The 23,443-nt window shown below is 48.7% G+C and carries 22 protein-coding genes; 14 read left to right on the forward strand and 8 right to left on the reverse strand.

Annotated elements, in window-relative coordinates:
- Nucleotides 1–35: 35 nt before the first annotated feature.
- Nucleotides 36–2,129 (forward strand): AsmA family protein, encoded by a 2,094-nt coding sequence (locus BBP27_RS05930; RefSeq protein WP_188211476.1) that lies wholly within the window; start codon nt 36–38, stop codon nt 2,127–2,129.
- Between the two features lie 267 nt (nt 2,130–2,396).
- Here the strand turns inward: BBP27_RS05930 and ubiD are convergent, their stop codons facing one another.
- Complete coding sequence (ubiD, locus tag BBP27_RS05935) at nt 2,397–3,875, reverse strand: 4-hydroxy-3-polyprenylbenzoate decarboxylase (protein WP_188211468.1); 1,479 nt, start codon at nt 3,873–3,875, stop codon at nt 2,397–2,399.
- Between the two features lie 249 nt (nt 3,876–4,124).
- On the opposite strand from ubiD, the gene BBP27_RS05940 reads away from it, so the two are divergent.
- The 5 genes from BBP27_RS05940 to prfA all read left to right on the forward strand — a co-directional run bounded on the left by BBP27_RS05940 (nt 4,125) and on the right by prfA (nt 9,410).
- Nucleotides 4,125–4,787, forward strand: a complete 663-nt coding sequence (locus BBP27_RS05940; protein ID WP_036491712.1) for a DedA family protein — start codon at nt 4,125–4,127, stop codon at nt 4,785–4,787.
- Between the two features lie 68 nt (nt 4,788–4,855).
- On the forward strand, nt 4,856–5,839 hold the full coding sequence (locus tag BBP27_RS05945) for an asparaginase (protein WP_188211467.1): 984 nt from the start codon (nt 4,856–4,858) through the stop codon (nt 5,837–5,839).
- Nucleotides 5,840–5,852: 13 nt separating this feature from the next.
- Nucleotides 5,853–6,620 carry a TatD family hydrolase gene (locus BBP27_RS05950; protein ID WP_188211466.1) on the forward strand — a complete coding sequence of 256 codons (768 nt, stop codon included), beginning with the start codon at nt 5,853–5,855 and terminating at the stop codon, nt 6,618–6,620.
- A gap of 288 nt (nt 6,621–6,908) precedes the next feature.
- On the forward strand, nt 6,909–8,177 hold the full coding sequence (locus BBP27_RS05955) for an Nramp family divalent metal transporter (RefSeq protein ID WP_070695340.1): 1,269 nt from the start codon (nt 6,909–6,911) through the stop codon (nt 8,175–8,177).
- Nucleotides 8,178–8,333: 156 nt separating this feature from the next.
- The gene (gene prfA / locus BBP27_RS05960; RefSeq protein WP_188211465.1) at nt 8,334–9,410 is read left to right on the forward strand and encodes a peptide chain release factor 1; all 1,077 of its coding nucleotides are present in this window, start codon (nt 8,334–8,336) and stop codon (nt 9,408–9,410) included.
- A gap of 101 nt (nt 9,411–9,511) precedes the next feature.
- Here prfA and BBP27_RS05965 read toward each other — a convergent pair whose 3' ends face one another.
- Entirely contained in the window at nt 9,512–9,910 is a 399-nt protein-coding gene (locus BBP27_RS05965; protein ID WP_223168901.1) for a helix-turn-helix domain-containing protein, read from the reverse strand.
- A gap of 81 nt (nt 9,911–9,991) precedes the next feature.
- On the opposite strand from BBP27_RS05965, the gene BBP27_RS05970 reads away from it, so the two are divergent.
- From BBP27_RS05970 to trmA, 4 genes are all read left to right on the forward strand, one after another.
- The gene (locus tag BBP27_RS05970) at nt 9,992–10,300 is read left to right on the forward strand and encodes a hypothetical protein (RefSeq protein ID WP_003745794.1); all 309 of its coding nucleotides are present in this window, start codon (nt 9,992–9,994) and stop codon (nt 10,298–10,300) included.
- A gap of 18 nt (nt 10,301–10,318) precedes the next feature.
- Nucleotides 10,319–10,954: a DUF805 domain-containing protein gene (locus BBP27_RS05975; protein WP_004519377.1), complete on the forward strand. Its 636-nt coding sequence runs from the start codon at nt 10,319–10,321 to the stop codon at nt 10,952–10,954.
- Between the two features lie 475 nt (nt 10,955–11,429).
- Nucleotides 11,430–12,932, forward strand: coding sequence for a phosphate acetyltransferase (gene pta / locus BBP27_RS05980; RefSeq protein ID WP_188211464.1), 1,503 nt, complete (start codon nt 11,430–11,432; stop codon nt 12,930–12,932).
- A 117-nt stretch (nt 12,933–13,049) separates the two neighbouring features.
- Entirely contained in the window at nt 13,050–14,132 is a 1,083-nt protein-coding gene (trmA, locus tag BBP27_RS05985; RefSeq protein WP_188211463.1) for a tRNA (uridine(54)-C5)-methyltransferase TrmA, read from the forward strand.
- Nucleotides 14,133–14,201: 69 nt separating this feature from the next.
- Here the strand turns inward: trmA and BBP27_RS05990 are convergent, their stop codons facing one another.
- Nucleotides 14,202–15,242 (reverse strand): zinc-dependent alcohol dehydrogenase family protein, encoded by a 1,041-nt coding sequence (locus tag BBP27_RS05990; protein ID WP_188211462.1) that lies wholly within the window; start codon nt 15,240–15,242, stop codon nt 14,202–14,204.
- A 162-nt stretch (nt 15,243–15,404) separates the two neighbouring features.
- Between BBP27_RS05990 and mutY the strand changes: the two genes are divergently transcribed.
- Entirely contained in the window at nt 15,405–16,439 is a 1,035-nt protein-coding gene (gene mutY / locus BBP27_RS05995) for an A/G-specific adenine glycosylase (RefSeq protein WP_188211461.1), read from the forward strand.
- A gap of 6 nt (nt 16,440–16,445) precedes the next feature.
- Here the strand turns inward: mutY and BBP27_RS06000 are convergent, their stop codons facing one another.
- Together BBP27_RS06000 and BBP27_RS06005 are read right to left on the reverse strand one after the other, a co-directional pair.
- Entirely contained in the window at nt 16,446–16,802 is a 357-nt protein-coding gene (locus tag BBP27_RS06000) for a hypothetical protein (RefSeq protein WP_188211460.1), read from the reverse strand.
- 3 nt (nt 16,803–16,805) lie between these two features.
- Entirely contained in the window at nt 16,806–17,003 is a 198-nt protein-coding gene (locus BBP27_RS06005; protein ID WP_003745781.1) for a zinc-finger domain-containing protein, read from the reverse strand.
- A 113-nt stretch (nt 17,004–17,116) separates the two neighbouring features.
- Between BBP27_RS06005 and BBP27_RS06010 the strand changes: the two genes are divergently transcribed.
- The gene (locus BBP27_RS06010; protein WP_502887255.1) at nt 17,117–17,611 is read left to right on the forward strand and encodes a DMP19 family protein; all 495 of its coding nucleotides are present in this window, start codon (nt 17,117–17,119) and stop codon (nt 17,609–17,611) included.
- A gap of 63 nt (nt 17,612–17,674) precedes the next feature.
- Here BBP27_RS06010 and BBP27_RS06015 read toward each other — a convergent pair whose 3' ends face one another.
- Nucleotides 17,675–18,448: a M48 family metallopeptidase gene (locus BBP27_RS06015; RefSeq protein ID WP_150537636.1), complete on the reverse strand. Its 774-nt coding sequence runs from the start codon at nt 18,446–18,448 to the stop codon at nt 17,675–17,677.
- Between the two features lie 108 nt (nt 18,449–18,556).
- On the reverse strand, nt 18,557–19,465 hold the full coding sequence (locus BBP27_RS06020; protein ID WP_410505886.1) for a serine hydrolase: 909 nt from the start codon (nt 19,463–19,465) through the stop codon (nt 18,557–18,559).
- A 313-nt stretch (nt 19,466–19,778) separates the two neighbouring features.
- Here BBP27_RS06020 and clpX point away from each other — a divergent pair, with 313 nt between their 5' ends.
- A complete protein-coding gene (gene clpX, locus BBP27_RS06025) occupies nt 19,779–21,044 on the forward strand; it encodes an ATP-dependent Clp protease ATP-binding subunit ClpX (protein ID WP_188211457.1) in 1,266 nt (421 codons plus the stop codon).
- A 190-nt stretch (nt 21,045–21,234) separates the two neighbouring features.
- On the opposite strand, the gene BBP27_RS06030 is transcribed toward clpX, so the two are convergent.
- Nucleotides 21,235–21,585: a hypothetical protein gene (locus BBP27_RS06030; protein ID WP_188211456.1), complete on the reverse strand. Its 351-nt coding sequence runs from the start codon at nt 21,583–21,585 to the stop codon at nt 21,235–21,237.
- Between the two features lie 430 nt (nt 21,586–22,015).
- On the opposite strand from BBP27_RS06030, the gene BBP27_RS06035 reads away from it, so the two are divergent.
- A complete protein-coding gene (locus BBP27_RS06035) occupies nt 22,016–23,410 on the forward strand; it encodes a DEAD/DEAH box helicase (RefSeq protein ID WP_188211475.1) in 1,395 nt (464 codons plus the stop codon).
- The last annotated feature ends 33 nt before the right edge of the window (nt 23,411–23,443 follow it).

Genomic DNA, 23,443 nt, shown 5'->3' on the forward strand with positions numbered 1-23,443 from the left:
CATCAAAGCGAGAATCTGAATTGTCTGTTCATTCCATGTTGCACTCAGGAAAATTTTGGCTGAAAACCCTGGTTTTCGGCATTACCGCGCTTTTATGCCTCGCGGCGGTATTGAGTGCCTTAATGTTCCGCATATTCAACACAGAAAACATCGACGCATTCATACAAAAAAACTTTTCCGCCCATGGCTGCCAAATCAAATACAACGCCACTATCGACAGAAAATGGCTGCCACGCCCCACGCTGATTTTAAAAGACCTCAGTCTTTCCTCTTCCGAACCTGACACGCCGACGTTGAACATCGCCGAGTCAAAAATGGGCTTTGGCTGGAGCAGCCTATGGTCGGATGCCCCCATTCTTGAAAAATGGATTCTTTTAAACCCGACACTGACACTGGACTCAAAACACCATCTGCCCGCCTGCCTGCAACAAGACCCATCGTCAAAAGAAAGTTTTCAGCTCAACCGCATCATCATCAATAACGGCAGCATCCGTTATCACACTAAAGAGCAAAATATTGCCTTAAACAACCTGCAATTTTCCCTGCAGCAAGTCGATTCAGACGGCCGTCCCTTCGACATCAGCGGCACACTGCAAAACATCGGCAACCCCATCAGTTGGCAGGGTGCAGGCTATTTGGTACCCAACAATACCGGTTGGAGTGTTCCCGCCCTTAAGCTGAACCTGCAAACCGTATTACTCAAAAACAAGCTGGATGCCCAAATCGCAGGCAGCCTTAATTGGCAAAACCAAACCGCCCTACTCCGCGACTTCAATCTGCAAGCCGAAAGCGGCTTTCAAAACTTGCATATCAACGCACGTTCGCCCTTATTGCAATTCAAAAACGGCTATTTACACCTTAATACACTCAACGGCGCATTGACCGCCGGCAGCGAAAACAACCAATGGGACGGCTCATTCAAACTGGACAAAGCCAACCTCTACGCAACCGTTTTGACCGCCGCCAATTTTGAACTCAAAGGCAGCCATAAAAACGACCGCCTCCAAACCAACTTTACCTTTTCCAGCCCGTTGGTTTGGCAAAAAGGCAAAGGCATCGATGCGCCCAAACTGCACCTCAGTACCCTGCAAGACACCATCAACCGCCTTCCTCGTCCACGCTTCATCAGCACACTCGAAGGACAGGCCAACTTCAGCCTGAATACATGGGAAGGCCGTCTGAAAGGCGCATTTGACAGGCAGGCCCTCGCCTTGGCCTTTAAATACCAACGCGATGCCCAACCGCGTCCGCACCTTGACGCCGGTATCGCCTTACAAAAACTTAATCTGACCCCTTATTTAGAAGACCTGAAAACCCAGCCGTCGCTCAGTCTTCCTTCCCTGCTGGCCAAATCCTGGCTGCCCGACATTGAGGTCAACCTTCAAATCGGCACCATTCAAACTGCCGGCCTGCAACTTGAAAACGTCGAATCCCTGCTTACCGCAGATAAAGAACATATCGCCCTGCACCGTTTCAAAGCCGGGCTTTATGGTGGCAAAACAGAAGGCGGACTGAGTATTGCGGCCACCCAACCCGCTTCCTACCACCTTCAGCAAAACGCAAAAGGCATACAAATTCAACCGCTGCTGCAGGACTTGTTCGGCTTCCACAGCTTCAGCGGCAGCGGCGACGCCGTTATCGACATTCAAACTTCCGGCAACGACCGCACCCAAATGATACAAGCCCTAAACGGCAGCCTGCTCCTCGATATTACCAACGGCGCATGGCACGGCATCGATATGGACAGCATTCTGAAAAACGGCATCTCTTCGGAAAAAATCGACAACAGCAACCTCAAAACCCCTTTCCATCATTTCATCCTCAATAGCGAAATCGAGAAAGGCATCAGCCATCATATCAACACCGAACTGTTTTCCGACAGTCTGCACGTTGTCAGCAGCGGCTATACCGATTTGAATACCCAAAAGCTGTCCGAAAACCTGCTTATCAGCAACGTACTGCAACCCAAAAACAAACCGATTCCCCTCAAAATCGGCGGAACCGTACAAAACCCTTCCATTACCCTTGATTACAGCCGTTTGACCAATGGCATGAACACACCTGCAGAAAAACAAAAAGCCCTGCAAGAAACCATACAAGAACAATGGAAGTGGCTCAAACCACGCTAAATTTTCAAATCAAAGGCCGTCTGAAACCCAAAAAGTTTCAGACGGCCTTTTAACAGATGTATTGTCAGATAAAGATGTTTACTTAGGAATGACCATATACACAATCAGTGCAACAATGACGGCAGACCATACGGTCAACATTATCAAGCCTTCTTTGGAGAGTTTTCTTTCCCTCCAATCGAGCCACAATATTTCTACCGTACCCTCAAACATCGCCCCAATCATTTCCATCACGATTTGAAGTATAAATTCCAATAGAAATGACATCTACAAACCCAAACGCTCCCAAATCTCATCAATCTTGGCCGTAACGGCAGGGTCTTTTTTGATCACCCGTCCCCATTCGCGGTTGGTTTCACCCGGCCACTTGTTAGTCGCATCCAAACCCATTTTGCCGCCGAGTCCGCTGACGGGGCTGGCGAAGTCGAGGTAGTCGATGGGCGTATTTTCCATTAAAACAGTGTCGCGTACGGGATCCATGCGCGTGGTGACTGCCCAGATGACTTCTTTCCAGTCACGCACGTTCACATCGTCATCGACCACGATGATGAATTTGGTGTACATAAACTGGCGCAGGAACGACCAGCAGCCCATCATCACGCGCTTGGCGTGTCCGGCGTACTGTTTTTTCATGCTGACCACCGCCATGCGGTAGGAGCAGCCTTCGGGCGGCAGGTAGAAATCGGTGATTTCGGGGAACTGCTTTTGCAAAAGCGGAACGAACACTTCGTTCAACGCCACGCCCAAAACGGCAGGCTCATCGGGCGGTTTGCCCGTGTAGGTGGAGTGGTAAATCGGGTTTTCTCGCATGGTGATGCGTTCGACCGTAAACACGGGGAAATGGTCCTGCTCGTTGTAATAGCCCGTGTGGTCGCCGTATGGGCCTTCCAGCGCGGTTTCGTTCGGATGAATCACGCCTTCCAATACAATTTCGGCACGGGCAGGCACTTGCAAATCATTGCCGATACATTTCACCAGTTCCGTCCGCGAACCACGCAGCAGTCCGGCAAACTGGTATTCGCTCAAGGTATCGGGAACAGGCGTTACCGCGCCCAAAATGGTGGCAGGGTCGCAACCGAGGACAACGGCGACGGGATACGGCGTATCAGGATTGAGTTTGCGGAATTCCTGATAATCCAGCGCGCCGCCGCGATGCGACAGCCAGCGCATAATCAGCTTGTTTTTGCCGATTAATTGCTGGCGGTAAATGCCGAGATTTTGGCGTTTTTTGTACGGTCCGCGCGTGACGGTCAAGCCCCATGTGACCAGTGGCGCAACGTCTTCCGGCCAGCAATGCTGAATCGGAAGTTTATATAAATCAACGTCTTCACCTTCCCACACGATTTCCTGACACGGCGCGTTTTTTACCACGTTCGGCGCCATGCTCCAAATATCTTTCAGCAGCGGCAATTTGGAAAACGCGTCTTTAATGCCTTTAGGCGGTTCGGGTTCTTTCAAATACGCCAGCGTCTGCCCGATTTCGCGCAGCTTGGACACACTGTCCGCGCCCATGCCCAGCGCCACGCGTTCGGGCGTGCCGAACAGGTTCGCCAACACGGGATAATCGTAGCGCGTGCCGTCGGGCTTAATCGGGTTTTCAAACAGCAACGCCGGTCCTTCGGCGCGCAGCACGCGGTCGGCAATTTCGGTCATTTCCAAATGCGGCGACACCGGATGCTGAATGCGCTTGAGTTTGCCATCGGCTTCCAATCCGGCGATAAATTCTCGCAAATCTCTGTATTTCATGATTTCATTTTCCTGAACAGGCTGTCTGAAAGCAGACCGCCATTTCGGGTTTGAAAGATAAACCAGCGGCTATTGTACCTGCCAAATCCGTCCATATCCCAACTTTCCGCGTCCGAATTTCCATATTTTTTGCAAACTACCGTCAAATTTGAACAATATCTGCTTGTGATTGCTTTCAGACGGCCTTATCTTTGGTAGAATTCCAACTTAATCCAGTCATCAATCAATATCTATCGTGGGACGGCGGCCATGTTTGCATTTTTAGAATCTTTTTTCGTTGAATACGGCTATGCGGCCGTGTTTTTCGTTTTGGTTATTTGCGGCTTCGGCGTACCGATTCCTGAGGATTTGACGCTGGTAACCGGCGGTGTGATTTCCGGCCTGGGTTATACCAACTCGCATATTATGTTTGCCGTCGGCATGCTCGGCGTATTGGTAGGCGACGGCTTTATGTTTGCGGCCGGCCGGATTTGGGGACAAAAAATCCTTAAATTCAAACCGATCGCGCGCGTGATGACGCCCAAACGCTATGCCCAAGTACAGGAAAAATTCGACAAATACGGAAACTGGGTTTTATTCGTCGCCCGTTTCCTGCCCGGCCTGCGTACCGCAGTTTTCGTGACCGCAGGCATCAGCCGCAAGGTTTCCTACCTGCGCTTCATCCTGATGGACGGTTTGGCCGCGCTGATTTCCGTTCCGGTTTGGATTTATTTGGGTGAATACGGCGCACGCAATACCGACTGGCTGATGAAAAAAATGCACAGCCTGCAATCCGGTATCTTTATCGTACTGGGCATCGGCGCAGTCATTGTCGGCTGGATTTGGTGGAAAAAACACCGCCGCCACACCTTCTTCCGCGAGAAACTGCACGAAAAACGCGCGGCAAAAGCCAAAAAACAAACCAATCAATAAACCCCATTCCAGGCCGTCTGAAACGCTTCCCCTCTTTCAGACGGCCTCAATCATTCATCAGAAACACCATGAAACAAAAAATCTTTGTCCTCTACACCGGCGGCACCATCGGCATGACCCAAAGCAGCGCCGGCCTGCGTCCCGATACCGCTCTCGTCGATAAAGCCCTTGCCCCCTTTTCAGACGGCCTTGATTTCGTATGGCACGTTTGCCAGCCGCTCATCGATTCTTCCGCGGTAACGCTGCAAAACCAACGCGACTGGTTGGAGCTTATTATCGCCAAGCTGCCTGACTATGACGGCATTTTGGTGTTGCACGGCACGGATACCATGGCATACACCGCCAACCTCTTCGTCCTCTCGCTGCAAGGTTTGGACAAACCCGTTATCCTGACCGGCTCGCAATGGCCTTACGATGCCGCCAACAGCGATGCGCCGCGCAACCTGGCCACCGCCGTTTCCGCTTTCTCGCTCAAGCTCAAACAAGTGGCGATTGCCTTTGACGGCAAGCTCTTCCCCGCCGTCGGCAGCAGCAAGGTCAGCACCGAGACCGCCGCTGGTTTTGACAACCTGCATTTTGGCGCGCTCGCCGAATGGGAGGAAAACAAAGGTTGGCACAATATCCGTACCGTCCCGACCCAACATTCAGACGGCCTCAAACCGCGTCTTCCCAATCCTGAAGCCAAAGTTTCCGTCCGCACGCTGACTCCCGGTTATGCTGCGCAAGAACTTTCAGACGGCCTGCCCCACCTTTGCGCCCAAGCCCTAATCCTGCAAAGCTACGGACACGGCAATGCGCCGAGTAACGATGCGTTTGTCCGAGCCGTTCAAGCCTTTACGCAACAAGGCAAGTTGTTGCTCAACATTAGCCAAGTGCCGCAAGGTTGCGCCGCCGCCGTCTATGCCCAAGGCGATGCTTTGCGTCAGGCAGGCATCATCAACGGCGGCAAATGCAATCTCGAAACGGCTACCGCGCTGATGACCCTCGCCGTATCTCATGACTGGAATGCGGATAAGGTGCAACAAGAATTGCAACAATTAAATCTGCTGTAAACCGCTATTTAATATGACTTTCACCGACACCCACTGCCATCTTGCCGACCCCAAACTTGCCAGCACGCTGCCTGCTGTGCTTGCCGAAGCGCAAGCCGCCGGCGTAGCGCGTTTCATCGTACCGGCTACGTCCCCCAATGATTGGCATTCCGTTGCGCAGTTGGAAAGGCCGTCTGAAAACATCCATATTGCTTTGGGCATTCATCCGTGGTTTTCAGACGGCCTCAACGAAGCGGCATTCCAAGAGTTAGAGAAAGAATTAATCCGACATCCGCAAGCATGGGTTGGCGAAATCGGTTTAGATTTTTATGGCAAAGAGCAAACCCAAGCGCAACGCGACACGCAGACCGACGTCTTTATCCGCCAACTCATCCTCGCCCAACACCTCAACCGCCGCGTCATCATCCATAATCTGAAAGCCACCGCCACCATTGCCGCCGCCGTTAAAACCGCCGGTTTCACACAAGGCGGTATTGTCCACGCTTTCTCCGGCAGCGTAGAAGAAGCGCGGATTTTGGTAAAACTCAACTTTAAAATCGGCATAGGCTCGCTGTTGCTCAATCCCAATGCCAAAAAAGTCCGTACCGCCTTACAAGCCTTAGACGACACGGATTTTGTTCTCGAAACCGACAGCCCCTTTATGCTCGGCCACGAAACCAATACCCCGGCCAACATCCGCCGTATCGCCGAAATTGCCGCCGAACTGCGCGGCGTACCGCTGGCACAACTGGCCGAGATAACCGAGCAAAACGTGGATTCCCTGCTCCATACTTCCCCTTAATATGCCGGCCTCAAGGCATCAAAAAGCCTCGCCCGGCCGTTCCGTTTCCAAACCGACACACTCTGCCCTCCCTACCCCATGTTCATGAATAAAAAGCGATACAAGGCCGTCTGAAAAAATGTTTTTGGCACAAAATATCGTTCACTCCGTCATCTCGGCTTTTTAACACCGTATTTTCCTTTTGATTGATAAAAAGTATTACGCATATTATTGGGCAAACTTTTTATTTACGTTAAAATATGCTTTTTTTTTGATAATAAGGCCGTCTGAAAAAGGCGGAAACTAATTATGGCTGAACAACATACACACGCTTCCACCTGGAAGAGCAAAATCAATGCTCTCGGCCCGGGTATCATGATGGCTTCGGCGGCAGTCGGCGGCTCGCACCTGATTGCCTCCACGCAGGCAGGCGCACTTTACGGCTGGCAGCTTGCGCTGATTATTATTCTGACCAACCTGTTCAAATACCCGTTTTTCCGCTTCAGCGCACATTACACTCTAGACACGGGCAAAAGCCTGATTGAGGGCTATGCCGAAAAAAGCCGCGTTTATTTGTGGGTATTTTTGATTTTATGTATTGCATCGGCAACGATTAATGCCGGTGCGGTCGCCATTGTTACCGCCGCCATCGTCAAAATGGCGATCCCGTCGCTGACTTTCGATGCCGGCATGGTATCCGTCATGATTATGGTTTCCTGCCTGCTGATTTTGGCAAGCGGTCGCTATAAAGCATTGGACAACGTTTCCAAAATCATCATCGTCAGCCTGACCATCGCCACCGTCGCCGCAGCCGCCGTGGCCATGTCTCGCGGCATGCAGATGAAACCCGACTTTATCGAGCCTACCCCATGGACACTGGCAGGCTTGGGCTTTCTCATCGCGCTGATGGGCTGGATGCCTGCGCCGATTGAAATTTCCGCCATCAACTCTTTGTGGGTTACCGAAAAACAACGCATCAACCCTTCCAGCTACCGCGACGGCATTTTTGACTTCAACGTCGGCTACATTACCAGCGCGATTTTGGCGGTTGTCTTCCTCGCCTTGGGTGCATATGTCCAATATGGCAACGGCGAAGAAGTGCAAATGGCGGGCGGCAAATATGTCGGCCAACTGATTAATATGTACGCCGTGACCATCGGCGACTGGTCGCGTCCGCTGGTGGCATTTATCGCCTTCGCCTGTATGTACGGCACGACGATTACCGTAGTGGACGGCTACGCGCGCGCGATTGCCGAACCGGTACGCCTGCTGCGCGGCAAAGACAAAACCGGCAATGCCGAATTGTTTGCTTGGAACATTTGGGTCGCAGGCTCAGGCTTGGCCGTGATTTTCTGGTTCAACAGCGCAATGGCCGAGCTGCTCAAATTCGCCATGATTACCGCTTTCGTTGCCGCCCCAGTGTTCGCTTGGTTGAACTACCGCCTCGTCAAAGGCGACAAACGACACAAACTGACCATGGGCATGAACTTCCTCGCCATTATCGGTTTGATTTATTTGACCGGCTTTACCGTTTTGTTCCTGCTGAACCAAACAGGCATCTTGGCTGCGCCTAAATAAGCACATATGAAAAAAGGCCGTCTGAAACTTCAAAACAGGTTTCAGACGGCCTTTCCAATCCATCATATCTTTTTGAATTTTCATTCAAACCCATTATAATAACGCCTTATTTCGCCGTTGCAGACCACTCGACGGCATCCGTATTTTGGAAAATTTATGAAGCCGTCTATTTTAGAAAAACTACAACAACTCAGCGACCGACTGGAAGAAGTCACGCATTTGCTCGGACAGCCCGAAGCCACGTCCGACATGGACAATTACCGCAAACTCACACGCGAACACGCCGAATTGACGCCCGTGGTCGAAGTGTTCCAAAACTATCAGCTGGCGCAAAGCGACTTGGCGGATGCCGAAGAAATGCTGTCCGACCCTGAAATGAAAGACTTTGCCGCCGAAGAAATCGAAGTGGCCAAAGCCAAAATCGACACACTCGATACCGAATTGCAAAAACTCTTGCTGCCCAAAGATGCCGACGACGACAAAAACATTTTCATCGAGGTGCGCGCCGGAACAGGCGGCGACGAAGCCGCGCTGTTTGCAGGCGATTTGCTGCGCATGTACAGCCGCTACGCCGAACGCAACCGCTGGCAGGTCGAAATTGTTTCCGCTAACGAAAGCGAGTTGGGCGGCTATAAAGAAGTCATCGCCCGCATTATCGGCTTAGGCGCGTACAGCCGTCTGAAATTTGAATCCGGCGGCCACCGCGTGCAACGCGTCCCTGCTACCGAAAGCCAAGGCCGTATCCACACCTCAGCCTGTACCGTCGCCGTCATGCCCGAAGCGGACGAACTGGAAGACATCGAGTTGAACCCTGCCGACCTGCGCATCGATACCTTCCGCGCATCCGGCGCCGGCGGTCAGCACATCAACAAAACCGACTCCGCTGTCCGCATCACCCACTTGCCCACCGGCATGGTGGTCGAATGCCAAGACGGCCGCAGCCAACACGCCAATAAAGCACAGGCGATGAAAGTCCTCGCTGCCCGCTTAAACGACGCACAAAAACGCGAAGCCCAAGCCAAAGAGGCCGCCGAACGCAAATCCCTAATCGGCAGTGGCGACCGCAGCGAACGCATCCGCACCTACAACTACCCACAAGGTCGCGTGACCGACCACCGCATCAACCTTACCCTGCACAAACTGGATTTTGTGATGGACGGCGACTTGGAAGAAATCACCAATGCCCTGATTGCCGAGCATCAAGCCGAGCTTTTGGCGGCAATGGGGGATTGATATTTGCCTCACTCTGATCATCATTACCAATATAAAAGCCGTCTGAAATGTAAATTTCAGACGGCTTTTATTTAAAAACAAACAAACCTATAAAACAGTATTTATTTTGAGATTTGCTCCAAGGTCTGGATCATCAATAATTTAAAAGACTGTTGTAAAGGTTCAGGAAGTTGTAAAAAAATCAGTTCGACCGGCATTTCTTCTAAATCCTTTAATGTATTGTTTTGCTGTCTTTCCAAGTATTCTGCTAGCAGAAAAATAGACGAAACACGGCATCCCAATGCATCAGCAAGATATTTTAAGATAGCCTCACTGTATCCTTGATTACCATTCTCAAGATTGGAGATATTACTTTTCGAAGTATTTGCAAAATCAGCAAGTTGCTGCTGTGTCCAACCTTTTTGTTTTCTCAAAAATCTAATTGCACGACTTATATTCATGCAAAAGATATTAGAGAGAAATAGATTCAATTGAAATTGTATTGCTGTACTTCTTGACATAAAAATACTTAAATGCAATACTTCATACAGTTTTACTGTACTTTTCCATTTTTATGAAACTTTAAATCTTGAGGTGACCAAATGAAAATTAAACACTATCTCTTTGCTGGGATTTTACCAGTGATGTTATTAACTGGTTGTATGGGGGGCTTACCTTCATGCGGTTCAAGTGATGCAGAAGATTTGGTTAAAAAAATCATTAACCAACGCTCATTTCTTTTAGGTCAATTTGTTTCATTGGATGATGTGGAAGAAACTGCCGTTAATCATGATGCCGAAATAAGAGTATGTTCTGCCAAATTGACCACAACAAAAGGAAGTGAAAACATCACTTACTCAATCAAATGGCAGAATAAAGATAAAAGTAGTTTCTACTTAGAAATCAATTAAATATTAGGAGTGATACAAATGAAGGGACAAATTTTAGACTTTTCAATTCAAAACGGTGGTGGTCTGATCAACGGGGAGGATGGTAAGCGTTATCCATTTAAAAGCGAAGAATGGAAAGAACAAAACATTCCTACTCGAGGCATGAATGTTGATTTTGATATTAATGGAGATGGTCAGGCTATTGGTATTTACAAGGCACTAAATAGCAGTTCATCTAATAATGTCGTAAATGCATTCAATACTGTGGCGCAATCCAGAAATGAAAATGGACAATTATCACTGTTTGCCTTATTTTTGGAAACGCTATCTAAACGTTATGCACAATTTTCAGGGAGAGCATCCAAACGAGAATTTTGGGGATATACACTCTTTAGAATAATTGCAGATTTTTCCATTTTTATTGTCGCAATAATAATGTCTGAAATTAGCAGAAGTCTTGGAGATATTTTCTTCCTCCTATATTACCTATTTGCTCTAGCTGTAATTATTCCATCTTTATCTGTCGTTATTCGACGTCTCCATGATATAGGAAAATCAGGTTGGTGGTTTCTCATTATACTTATTCCTATTATTGGCCCAATCTGGCTAATTGTTTTGATGTGCCAACCATCCTTCAATGGGGATAATCAATGGGGTAGTATGCCTGAAAACTAACCTTCTAGAGTAAGGCCATCTGAAACAAAAATTTCAGATGGCCTTTCCCAATGAATTAATCAAACTTTGTCTTACTCATTTCTATTTTACTGATACTCTAATACTTCCAAAAATTATGACTTAACCTTCAATCACTGATCTCCATTTCTAAATTACCTGAATACCAGAATTTCCCCTATGAACAGTATATTTAAAATAGTGCGATCTTTTTTAAAATTAAAAAATATTTATTTTGAGTAAATATATAAACTGACACTTTTAGAGAAAATCATGATGCCCTGATTGCCGAGCATCAAGCCGAGCTTTTGGCGGCAATGGGGGATTGATGGATTTGGCCCATTACGTTTATACTTTTCAGACGGCCTGATGACATATGTCAATATGACCGTGTATATGTTATCCCAAAGTGATAAAATGCAGCACCAGCTGCACAACAGCAACACCCTTCTACAATCACCGAAAGAGAGGACACAAAATGGCAAAAATCCTGATCGTACCGGTATCTACCGGCCTGAGCGCCAATGCAGCCGCAAAAGCATTTGCAGCGGCATTGAATGCGCAAGTTTTCCAAGCCGTTGACCCTGCTGCCGAAACCCTGTTGGCTCAAGGCAAGAGCGACGACTGGTTTGACGCACTTGTCGGTAAAGTTGCAGCATTGAACGCAGATAACCTCGTTATCGAAGGCATCACTCCTGATGCGGACAAATTGTTCTTGGCAGGCAAAAACGTCGAATTGGCGTTGTCTTTGGACGCAGGCGTTGTATTGGCGCTGAAATCCGACAACACCGACGCAGCCGCCATCGCCCAACAATTAAACCTCGCCAAACAGCTCTACACCAACTCCCCAGGCTTATTGGAAGGCTTTATCATTGACGGCGCAGCCGCTGCTTTAGGCGCACAAGTTGCCGAGCAAACCGGCCTGACTTTCTTCGGCTCCAGCGACAAACTGCAAGATGTATCCGCTTTGGCCAAACGCGAAGCCAAACGCCTGTCTCCAGCCCAATTCCGTTATAACCTGATCGATTTCGCACAAAAAGCCAATATGCGCATCGTTCTGCCTGAAGGCGCCGAACCGCGCACCGTCGCCGCTGCCGCTATCTGTCACGAAAAAGGCATCGCCCGTTGCGTACTGTTGGCTACCCGCGAAGAAGTTGAAGCCGTGGCCAAAGAGCGCGGCATCTCCCTGCCTGATTCTTTGGAAATCATCGATCCTGCCTCTTTGGTTGAGCAATACGTCGAACCTATGTGCGAATTGCGCAAATCCAAAGGCCTAACTCCGGAAGATGCCCGCAAACAGCTGCAAGATACCGTCGTACTGGGTACCATGATGATGGCTCAAAACGACGTGGATGGTTTGGTTTCCGGTGCAGTCCACACCACTGCCAACACCATCCGCCCTGCCCTGCAACTGATTAAAACCGCTCCAGGTGCAAGCCTCGTATCCAGCGTATTCTTCATGTTGCTGCCTAACCAAGTATTGGCATTTGCCGACTGCGCGGTTAATCCGAACCCAACGCCTGAACAACTGGCCGACATCGCCATTCAATCTGCCAACAGTGCCAAAGCCTTCGGTATCGATCCCAAAGTGGCCATGATTTCCTACTCTACCATCAACTCAGGCAGCGGCCCTGATGTCGATGCTGTGATCGAAGCCACCAAACTGGCGAAAGAGAAACGCCCTGATTTGGCTATCGAAGGTCCGTTGCAATACGATGCAGCTACCGTTCCATCTATCGGCAAATCCAAAGCTCCGGGTAGCGCTGTTGCCGGTCAAGCAACCGTTTTGGTTTTCCCAGACCTCAATACCGGCAACTGTACTTACAAAGCCGTACAACGCAGCGCCAACGTCCTGAGCGTAGGCCCGTTGTTGCAAGGTTTGCGCAAACCGGTTAACGACTTGTCCCGCGGCGCATTGATTGAAGACATCGTCTTCACCATCGCCCTGACTGCCGTTCAAGCCAAACAAATGCAAGGCTGATTGACAAGCTGATGCTTTGAAATCAAAGGCCGTCTGAAACCGATGTTTCAGACGGCCTTTCGTATCTTTGCGCCAACTATATTATAATTCGCCATTATTTTCTGAAAGACTGCCCCGATGACTGCCTACCAGCAACAACTAGCCGACAAAAAGCAATATCTTCAGCAACTTTTTCAAGGACTGGATTTTCCAGAAATCGAAGTCTTTGAATCTCCGGAACAGCATTACAGAATGCGTGCCGAGTTCCGCATCTGGCATGAAGGCGGCGAAATGTTTTACGCCATGTTTGAGCGCGGGCAAAAGGCAAGCGGGGCAAGCCTGATCCGTTGCGACCAATTTCCTGCCGCATCCGAATCCATCAATGCCTTGATGCCGAAACTGATTGAAGCCGCATCCAATCATCCCAAGCTGAAAAACCGCTGGTACGCCGTCGAATTTTTATCCACTTTAAGCGGCGAAATGCTGGTTACCATGATTTACCACAAGAAGCTGAACGAAGCATGGCAACAAGCCGCGCAAGAGCTGGCGCACAATTTGGGCATCCGCATCATCGGCCGCAGCCGCGGACAAAAAATCGTATTGAGCCAAGATTTCGTAACCGAAGCATTGGCAGTCAACGGCAAAACCTTCCGCTACCGTCAAATCGAAGGCAGCTTTACCCAACCCAATGCCCAAGTGTGCCAAAAAATGCTGACGTGGGCGTGTGATGCAGCACAAAACCTAGGCAAAGACCTGCTTGAGCTATATTGCGGCAACGGCAATTTTACCCTGCCGCTTTCGCAACATTTCAATCAAGTGCTGGCAACCGAAGTTTCCAAAACTTCCGTCAACGCCGCCCAATGGAATATTGAAGCCAACCAAATTACCAATCTCAAAATCGCCCGCCTTTCTGCGGAAGAGTTTACCGAAGCCTACACGCAAAACCGTGAATTCCGCCGTCTGCAAGAACAAGGCATCGATTTGAAAAACTATGATTTTTCAACTATTTTCGTTGATCCTCCGCGCGCCGGTGTCGATGATGAGACGCTCAAATTGGTTGCCCGATTCGACAACGTCCTCTATATTTCCTGCAACCCTGAGACCCTGCGCGCCAACCTCGACACACTCTGTCAAACCCATACCATCGAACGTGCCGCCCTGTTCGACCAATTCCCATTTACCCACCATATCGAAAGCGGCGTTTGGTTAAAGAAAAAATAAAACCATACAAAAAGGCCGTCTGAATGTTCAGACGGCCTTTAATTAACAGCATATTAAGCGATTTTCAAATCAATCCGCTTCCAAAACCACTTTCATGGCTTGGTTTTCAGCAGCATGTTTGAATACATCGTAAGCTTTTTCCAATTCGCTGAATTTGAAACGGTGGGTCATCATTTTGGTGTAATCCACTGAACTGCTGGAAATGGCTTTCATCAGCATTTCGGTGGTATTCGCGTTAACCAGGCCTGTTGTGATGGCAAGGTTTTTAATCCACAGTTTTTCCAGTTTGAAATCAACGGATTGACCATGCACACCGACCACAGCAATATGGCCGCCAGGTTTCACGATGTCTTGGCACATATTCCAAGTCGCAGGGATACCGACCGCTTCGATGGCGCAATCTACGCCGTCTTCGCCGACGATAGCGGCAACTTGCTTGCTCACATCGCCGGAAGCAGGGTTGATGGTATGGGTTGCGCCCAATTCTTTCGCCAGTTTCAAACGATTTTCGTCCATATCGCAAACGATGATGGCGGCAGGGCTATACAGTTGCGCAGTCAACAACGCAGACATACCGACAGGGCCGGCACCGGCGATAAGTACGGTATCGCCGGGTTTCACATCGCCATATTGCACGCCGATTTCGTGGGCTGTCGGCAAAGCATCGCTCAACAGCAAGGCAACTTCTTCGTTGACGTTGTCAGGCAGCGGAACCAAGCTGTTGTCGGCATAAGGCGTACGGACGTATTCGGCCTGAGTACCGTCAATCATATAACCCAAGATCCAACCGCCGTTGCGGCAGTGTGAATAAAGTTGGATTTTACAGTTGTCGCAAGTACAGCATTTGCTGACACATGAAATAATGACTTTATCACCGACTTTGATGTTTTTTACAGCATCGCCGACTTCTTCTACAATACCGATGCCCTCATGACCGAGAATACGACCGTCGGCAACTTCAGGGTTTTTACCCTTCCAAATACCCAAGTCAGTACCGCAAATCGTGGTTTTAACGATTTTGACGACTGCATCGGTCGGATCGATAATTTGAGGGCGGGGCTTTTCTTCAAAACGGATGTCGTTTGCGCCATGATAAACCATTGCTTTCATGTGAATCTCCTTGAGCGGTTAATAAACTTTAACAATACAACGTAAATCCACATTAACTATATTTATATACCCCTCCGTCAGATAAGTCAATCCTGATTATTATTTTGTATGTTATAGTGTAACATACTGTTTTAAAAATAAATAATTAAAAAGAAAATATTAATGAACACACCCACATCCTTCGCGCGACGACTCATTGATTGGCAACGGCAACACGGCCGTCACGATTTGCCTTGGCAGGTCAAAGATCCTTATTCCGTCTGGCTTTCAGAAATCATGCTCCAGCAAACGCAGGTTGCTACCGTATTGGACTACTATCCGCGTTTCTTAGCCAAATTCCCAACCGTACAATCACTTGCCGCCGCGCCGCAAGACGAGGTTTTATCTTTATGGGCAGGCTTGGGCTATTACAGCCGCGCACGCAATCTGCACAAAGCCGCACAACAAGTCGTCGAACAATTCGGTGGTGTCTTTCCATCCGAGCGCAAAGACTTGGAAACGCTCTGCGGCGTAGGTAGAAGTACCGCCGCTGCCATTTCTGCCTTTGCTTTCAACCGCCGCGAAACCATCTTGGACGGAAACGTCAAACGCGTTCTCTGCCGCGTGTTCGCCCGCGACGGCAATCCGCAAGACAAAAAATTTGAAAACTCGCTCTGGTCGCTCGCCGAAAGCCTACTGCCGCCTGAAAACGCCGATATGCCTGCCTACACGCAAGGCTTGATGGACTTGGGTGCAACCGTGTGCAAACGGACAAAACCTTTTTGCCATCAATGTCCTATGGCAGACATTTGCGAAGCAAAAAAACAAAACCGCATTGACGAGCTGCCCCGTAAAAAAACTGCTCCCGAAGTGCAAACCCTCCCACTTTATTGGCTGATTATTCATAACACTGACGGCGCATTATTGCTTGAAAAACGCCCTGCCAAAGGCATTTGGGGCGGTCTGTATTGCGTACCCTGTTTTGAAAAATTAGACGATTTGTATGCTTACGCCGAACGCTTCGGCATTGTTTCAGACGGCCTCGAAGAACAAACCACGTTTACCCACCGCCTGACCCACCGCTTATTGATGATTACCCCTTTTCAGACACAACAAAGGCCGTCTGAACATCTTTCAGACGGCCTTTGGGTATCATCGGAACATTTGGCAGATTATGGTTTGCCCAAACCTTTAATCAAATTTTTGGCTAAAGGCTAAACCGCCCTATTCCACAATCTCTTTAAATACAACTTCTTTCCCACCGCGAATCAATACAGCAAAACCATCACCAATCTGCCAACGCGAGCTTGGATTGGCGTACTCGACACCCTGACTGCGCAAGCGGACTTGCACCAGTTTCTCAACCGTATTGCCTTCACGCAGCTCAACCATCATCGGGCTGTGGCTGTTGATATAAATTGCAGTAATCGTCCGACCTTGTGCGGATTGATAACGGACAGAATACGTCTGCGCCTGTGCAATGACCGGTAACGGCGCATCAGGGCGCACGGCCTTATACGAGCCGCACGCAGCGCACAAACCCAGACACAAGGCGCAGATGATTTTGTTCAACATAGGCATAGATTAGTAATGATGATGCGGAATCTCGCCATCAAGACGGTAATAAGTGCCGCAATACGGGCATTCAATCTCACTGTTGGACTGAATCGGCAGGAACACACGCGGATGGCCGTTCCATGTTTCATGATTAGGGCCGGAGCAATGCAGCGGCAAATCCTGCGGCTTGATGACTACAACGTTTTTTTCAGATTGTGTACTCATGGTTTGGTTCCTCACTATGTTTTCTTATCTTCCGATATTGTAAAGCAAAACGGCCGCTAGGTTCAGACTGAAAACATTATATAATCACTTTTTTCAGACGGCCTTTGATGATGATGACCACCCTGCTTAGCATTCAAGATTTCGATACTTCCGATTCCGCTTCATTTCTTTATACACTCAGCGCAGCCTATTTGGATCACACTGAACAGGCAGGCGATGAAGACATGTCCGGTATCAACGACGAACAGCATACATTAACCGCCCTTTGCTATCTCGACAGCCAGGTTCAAGAAGGCGGCTTCGTACAGCTTATCGCTTCAGGATACGGAGAATACATCTTCGGCAATCCGGTTGCCGACAGCCTGCGCCGCTGGCGCATCAAGCCGATACCGAAAATCTTAGACAAAGCCAAAGCCCTGTATGAAAAACACGGCGAAGCCATTGAAAAAATGGCAGACGAACAAAGGGATTTCGATGAAATCCGCAAAACTTTTCCCGATTTTGAAGAGCTTGATGGCGATTATTATGACGTTGCCGACGAAGACTTGGAAACTGCGGCAGCGTACGTTCAAGCAAATTGGGATAAATTTGCCAAACTGTCAGACTGAAACCATAAAACTTTGCCGGTTTGAATCATCTGTTCAAACCGGCAAAATCATCAATACATCGAATTAACGTTTGTTTTTCTGATAAATCGGCATCACTTCAGGCAACATTTTGCGGATTGCATTGATACGCGCCTGATTAGTCGGGTGGGTCGACAAAATAGACAATGAGCTGCCGCCCTGTACTTTATTCATTTTTTCCCACACGCTTACCGCAGCCTCAGGGTTGTAGCCTGCTTCAGCCATCAAACGCACACCGCCGGCATCCGCCTCGCTCTCCTGATGGCGTGAGAACGGTTTGGTTGCCAACAAATCTGCACCCAAGCCAACCAAATCGCCATCCACGCCGGTTGAGCTGGCCAAAATCGAACCGCCCAAGCCGGTCAATACTTGTCCACCCAAAGCTTTTTTACTGTGTTCCAACAAAGCATGGGTCATTTCATGGCCGACAACAGCGGCAATTTCAGCATCCGTCAGCTTCAATTTTTCTACTATGCCAGTGTACACGGCCATTTTACCGCCCGGCATGGCCCATGCGTTCATTTCATCACTGCGGATAACGTTCATCTGCCAATTGAAAGGCACGCCGGTTTTGTTGGCGCGCTCAGCATGAGGACGCAGACGTGCAAACACGCGTTGAACGCGTTGAGCAGTTGGCGATGAAACATCCAAAGCTTTTTGACCACGCGCTTTTTGAATGACTTGTGAGTAACTTTTAGCCGCGTCTTCATTTAAAGTCGCGGTATCGTAGCCAACCATATCCGCTACGGAAGTACAGCCGGTCAACGCCAAAATCACGCCCATGCCAGCCCAATATTTTTTATTCCATTTTTTCAACATGTTTTCTCTCTGTGTTTTAAAATTAATGTAACGACATTGTAACCAAATTTAATACATTTGACACAAAAGGCCGTCTGAACGGTTTCAGACGGCCTTTAAGCGTAATATTTAAGAACGGCGCTGCAACATCCAAGACTCAATCTTACGCGCATCGTTTACGCGGGTTGTAGAAGACGGAGAGTTGAGCAATACGATGGTAATCGGCTGATTCTGTACATTGGCCTTAACCACCATAGAACGTCCGGCTTCACGGATATAGCCGGTTTTCTGCAATTCGATATTCCAGCTGCCCTCACGCACCAAGGCGTTGGAGTTTTTATAGTTTTGGCGGCCATTTGCCGTCAACACCGAGCCATAATTTGAAGTCGAATTTTTACGGATCAGCGGATATTTGCTGGCTGCCGCAACCATACGGTTCAAATCACGTGCAGTGGAAACGTTTTGGAAATTCAGACCGGTAGGTTCATAGAAACGGCTGCTGGTCATGCCCAGGCTTTGTGCTTTGGCATTCATGGCCGCAACAAACGCACTCATACCGCCCGGATAGGTACGGCCCAATGCATGAGTGGCACGGTTTTCACTGCTCATCAGGCTCAAATGCAACAACTCGCCGCGCGTCAGCGTCGTGCCGATGCTCAAGCGGCTACCCGTACCTTTCAAACGGTCGATTTCAGCCTCGGTAATCGTAATCGGCTCGTTCATATCGAGATGCGCATCCAAAACCACCATTGCGCTCATCAATTTGGAAATAGAGGCAATCGGCATGACGCGGTCTGGATTTTTCTGATACAGCACTTCACCGGTTTTATTATTGAAAATCAAAGCAGATTGCGAAGAAAGCAGAGGACCGGCCAAAGCAGCCTGAGCTTCGACTTGGTCGGCATGGCTCAACGCAAAAGCTTCCATCGGGTCATTTTGAACTGGGAAATTTTGCTCCAAAAATTGTCCCAATACATCCATATCATCGGCAACGGCAGGCGCAGAAGCAAAGGCCAATGCCACACCTGTCCATACCATTCCTAAAGTTTTATAGAATTTCATATCTGCCAATTCAAAAAAATACATTTAATTCAACATTCTGTTAAATTTTTCGGCAATTGTAAAGCGAGTTGAAAAAACTTTGCGTTTGTTTGCGAGATATTCAAATCCCACGCCCTCATCTGTTTCTCGGACGATACGGCGCGATACCTGCTCTGATTTGAAAAAACACAAGATAGTCATTATACTTAGGCACCTTTGTCAGAGACATTCCCTCAATCCGGCAATACGCCCGAAATATCTGTTTCCCCTTTACAACACAGCCTCCATACAACCATACGAAGAAATTATTATGTCTGAAGAAAAACGCACCTGTTCATTCTGCGGAAAGTCTGAAAACGACGTTAAAAATCTGATTGAAGGCGAACACGCCTTCATCTGCAACGAATGCGTGGAAACTTGCGGCCTGATGCTGCAAGACAACGAGTCCGGCGAGATTGAAAACGAATTTGCCAAAGTAAAAGAAGAAAACGCCGAGAAAAAACTGCCTACTCCTGCCGAAATCGTTGCCAACCTCAACGACCACGTTATCGGCCAGGAACACGCAAAAAAAGCGTTGGCGGTATCGGTTTACAACCACTACAAACGCCTGCGCCACCCGAAAGCAGACGGCAAAGTCGAATTGTCCAAATCCAACATTCTGCTTATCGGTCCGACCGGCTCAGGTAAAACCCTGTTGGCGCAATCTTTGGCGCGCAAACTGGATGTACCTTTCGTCATGGCAGATGCCACAACTTTGACCGAAGCCGGTTATGTCGGTGAAGACGTCGAACAAATCATCACCAAACTTTTGGGCAAATGTGATTTTGACGTTGAAAAAGCCCAGCGCGGCATCGTCTATATCGATGAAATCGATAAAATTTCACGCAAAAGCGACAATCCGTCCATCACGCGCGACGTATCCGGCGAAGGTGTGCAACAAGCCTTGCTGAAACTGATTGAAGGTACGGTGGCCAGCGTTCCTCCTCAAGGCGGCCGCAAACATCCGAACCAAGAATTCATCAATGTTGATACCACCAACATCCTCTTTATCTGCGGCGGCGCATTTGCCGGCTTGGAAAAAGTCATCCGCCAACGTACTGAAAAAGGCGGTATCGGCTTTGGTGCGGCAGTGCACAGCAAAGATGAAAACGCCGATATTTCAGCCCTGTTTGAAACCGTCGAGCCTGAAGACTTGATTAAATTCGGTTTGATTCCCGAGTTGATCGGCCGTCTGCCCGTGATTGCCACATTGGCGGAATTGGACGAAGACGCTTTGGTCAACATTTTGACCGAACCGAAAAATGCTTTGGTCAAACAATATCAAACCTTGTTTGAAATGGAAGATGTCAGCCTTGAATTTGAAGAAGACGCTTTGCGCAGCATCGCCAAACTGGCAATGGAACGCAAAACCGGTGCGCGCGGCCTGCGCTCTATCGTCGAACGCTGCCTCTTAGACACCATGTATGCCCTGCCTGATTTGAAAGACGTAGCCAAAGTCGTCATCAATAAAGAGGTCGTGGAAAAAGGCGAACAGCCAAAACTTTTCCGCAAAGACGGCAGCGAATACAAACAGTAAAACTGATTCTTTGAAAAAGACGTGTAACCGTACACGTCTTTTTTTGAATTAAACCATATTGCCGAACAATTCCATATACGAAACAAAGGCCGTCTGAAACATATTCAGACGGCCTTTGTCTTCAAGTTGCTCTACAGCCTGCTTTCATCCGGAGTATTGATGAGCGGGACTGCCTTGAATTTTATGAAGCTTATTTTTTCACTTTTTTAGCAGCTTTTTTTACAGGAGCGGCTTTAGCAGGAACAGCTTTAGCAGCAGGCTCGGAAGCGGCAGCTTCAGGAGCAACAGCCTCAGGCGCTGCTACCGGTTCAGAGGCAGCAGGCTCGGAAGCAGCTGATTCAGCGGTACGTTGATAGCCTTTGTCTTTCATGCAGGCATCAAACACAGCACGGTCAGCATTTTCACCAGATGCCTGTTGGCATTGGGTCATTGCTTCTTCAACAGTGACGCGTGGCGCTGCCGCTTCTTCAGCAGGTTTGGAAGAAGAACAAGCTGCCAACATCAGGCTACCGGTTGCAAGAGCGATCAATAAAGTTTTCATAATTGTATATTCCTAAATTTTAATTTTATGGTTTACCGTTAAACGGGAGATACAGGCTGTCAACCAGCCCTGCACCTCAATATTGAGTACCCAATTCCAATTTAGTTTCATTTTAGCCTGTAAGTTTTTGATAAATTAATCCTATTGACGTTAAGACAAATGCTTAATCCTCAATAAACTCAAAACCTTGCCGATCAATTTATTTTTCTTCTCTTAGACTGTAAAAATATCAAAATCAGGCCAATCAAAGCTGTCGCCATCATTTGGGGAGTCCTTCGTTTTATGGCATAATGGACTACTTGACGGATTTTCCGTACCCCATTTTTTCAAACCGCAGAATCGACACCATACTGCGGTTTGTCCATTTCAGAATCAGATTTTTTTCAGACGGCCTTATTTATGCAAAAGGCCGTCTGAACAGAAAGCCGCTATCATGAATCCTTTCTCTTCACTCGGTTTAGGCAGCGAATTGGTCTCTGCCCTGACTGATCAGGGTTATGAAAACCCGACGCCTATCCAAGCCGCAGCCATTCCTAAGGCGTTGGCCGGACACGACCTTTTAGCCGCCGCCCAAACCGGCACAGGCAAAACCGCCGCCTTTATGCTGCCCAGCCTCGAACGCCTGAAACGCTACGCCACATCCAGCACTTCCCCGGCCATGCACCCTGTCCGCATGTTGGTATTGACCCCGACCCGCGAACTGGCCGATCAAATCGATCAAAACGTGCAGGCATACATTAAAAATCTTCCTTTGCGCCATACCGTCCTCTTCGGTGGCGTCAATATGGACAAACAAACTGCCGACTTGCGTGCCGGTTGTGAAATCGTTGTCGCTACGGTTGGCCGACTGCTCGACCACGTCAAACAAAAAAACATCAATTTAAACAAAGTTGAAATCGTTGTACTCGACGAAGCCGACCGTATGCTTGATATGGGTTTCATCGACGATATCCGCAAAATCATGCAGATGTTGCCCAAACAACGACAAACCCTGCTTTTCTCCGCCACTTTCTCACCGCCTATCCGCAAGCTTGCGCAAGATTTTATGCACACGCCTGAAATGGTTGAAGTGGCTGCGCAAAACACCACCAACGCCAATGTCGAGCAACACATCATTGCCGTTGATGCACTCAAAAAACGCAACCTGCTCGAACGCCTGATTGTTGATTTGCATATGAATCAAGTCATTGTATTCTGCAAAACCAAACAAAGCGTCGATCAAGTTACCCGTGACCTCGTCCGCCGCAACATTGCCGCGCAATCCATCCACGGCGACAAATCCCAACAAAGCCGACTGGAAACCCTCAATGCCTTTAAAGAAGGCACATTACGCGTTTTAGTTGCCACTGACGTTGCCGCGCGCGGCCTGGATATTGCCGAGTTGCCTTTCGTCATCAACTACGAGTTGCCGACCCAACCCGAAGACTACGTCCACCGCATCGGACGTACCGGCCGGGCCGGTGCTGACGGCGTTGCCATTTCATTGATGGATAAAACCGAACAAAAAATGTTTGAAGCCATTAAAGAGCTGACCGGCAGCAATTTGAAAGTAGAACGCATCGAAGGCTTCGAGCCGCATTGGTGGGGCAACGGCAACCAAGATGAATCTGAAACACACCAGAATCAACACAACGACAGCCGCTCCCGCCGTGATGACAGAAACAAACGCAGCGAATATGCGAGCACGTCGGACAAAAACTCGAAAAAAACAGAAGACAAAAATGACCCGGGTATTGCCTGCGGCAAAATTGCCGGCAGAACACGCCGCAGCCGTCACGAGCGTCAGCCTTGCGCCCTGCTCCAACCTGGTTTTGGCGTAAAATAAACCACGCTGTTTTGTACTAAAAGGCCGTCTGAA

Origin of the sequence: Neisseria sp. RH3002v2g (assembly GCF_014596425.2) — a bacterium.
Taxonomy (GTDB): Bacteria; Pseudomonadota; Gammaproteobacteria; order Burkholderiales; family Neisseriaceae; genus Neisseria.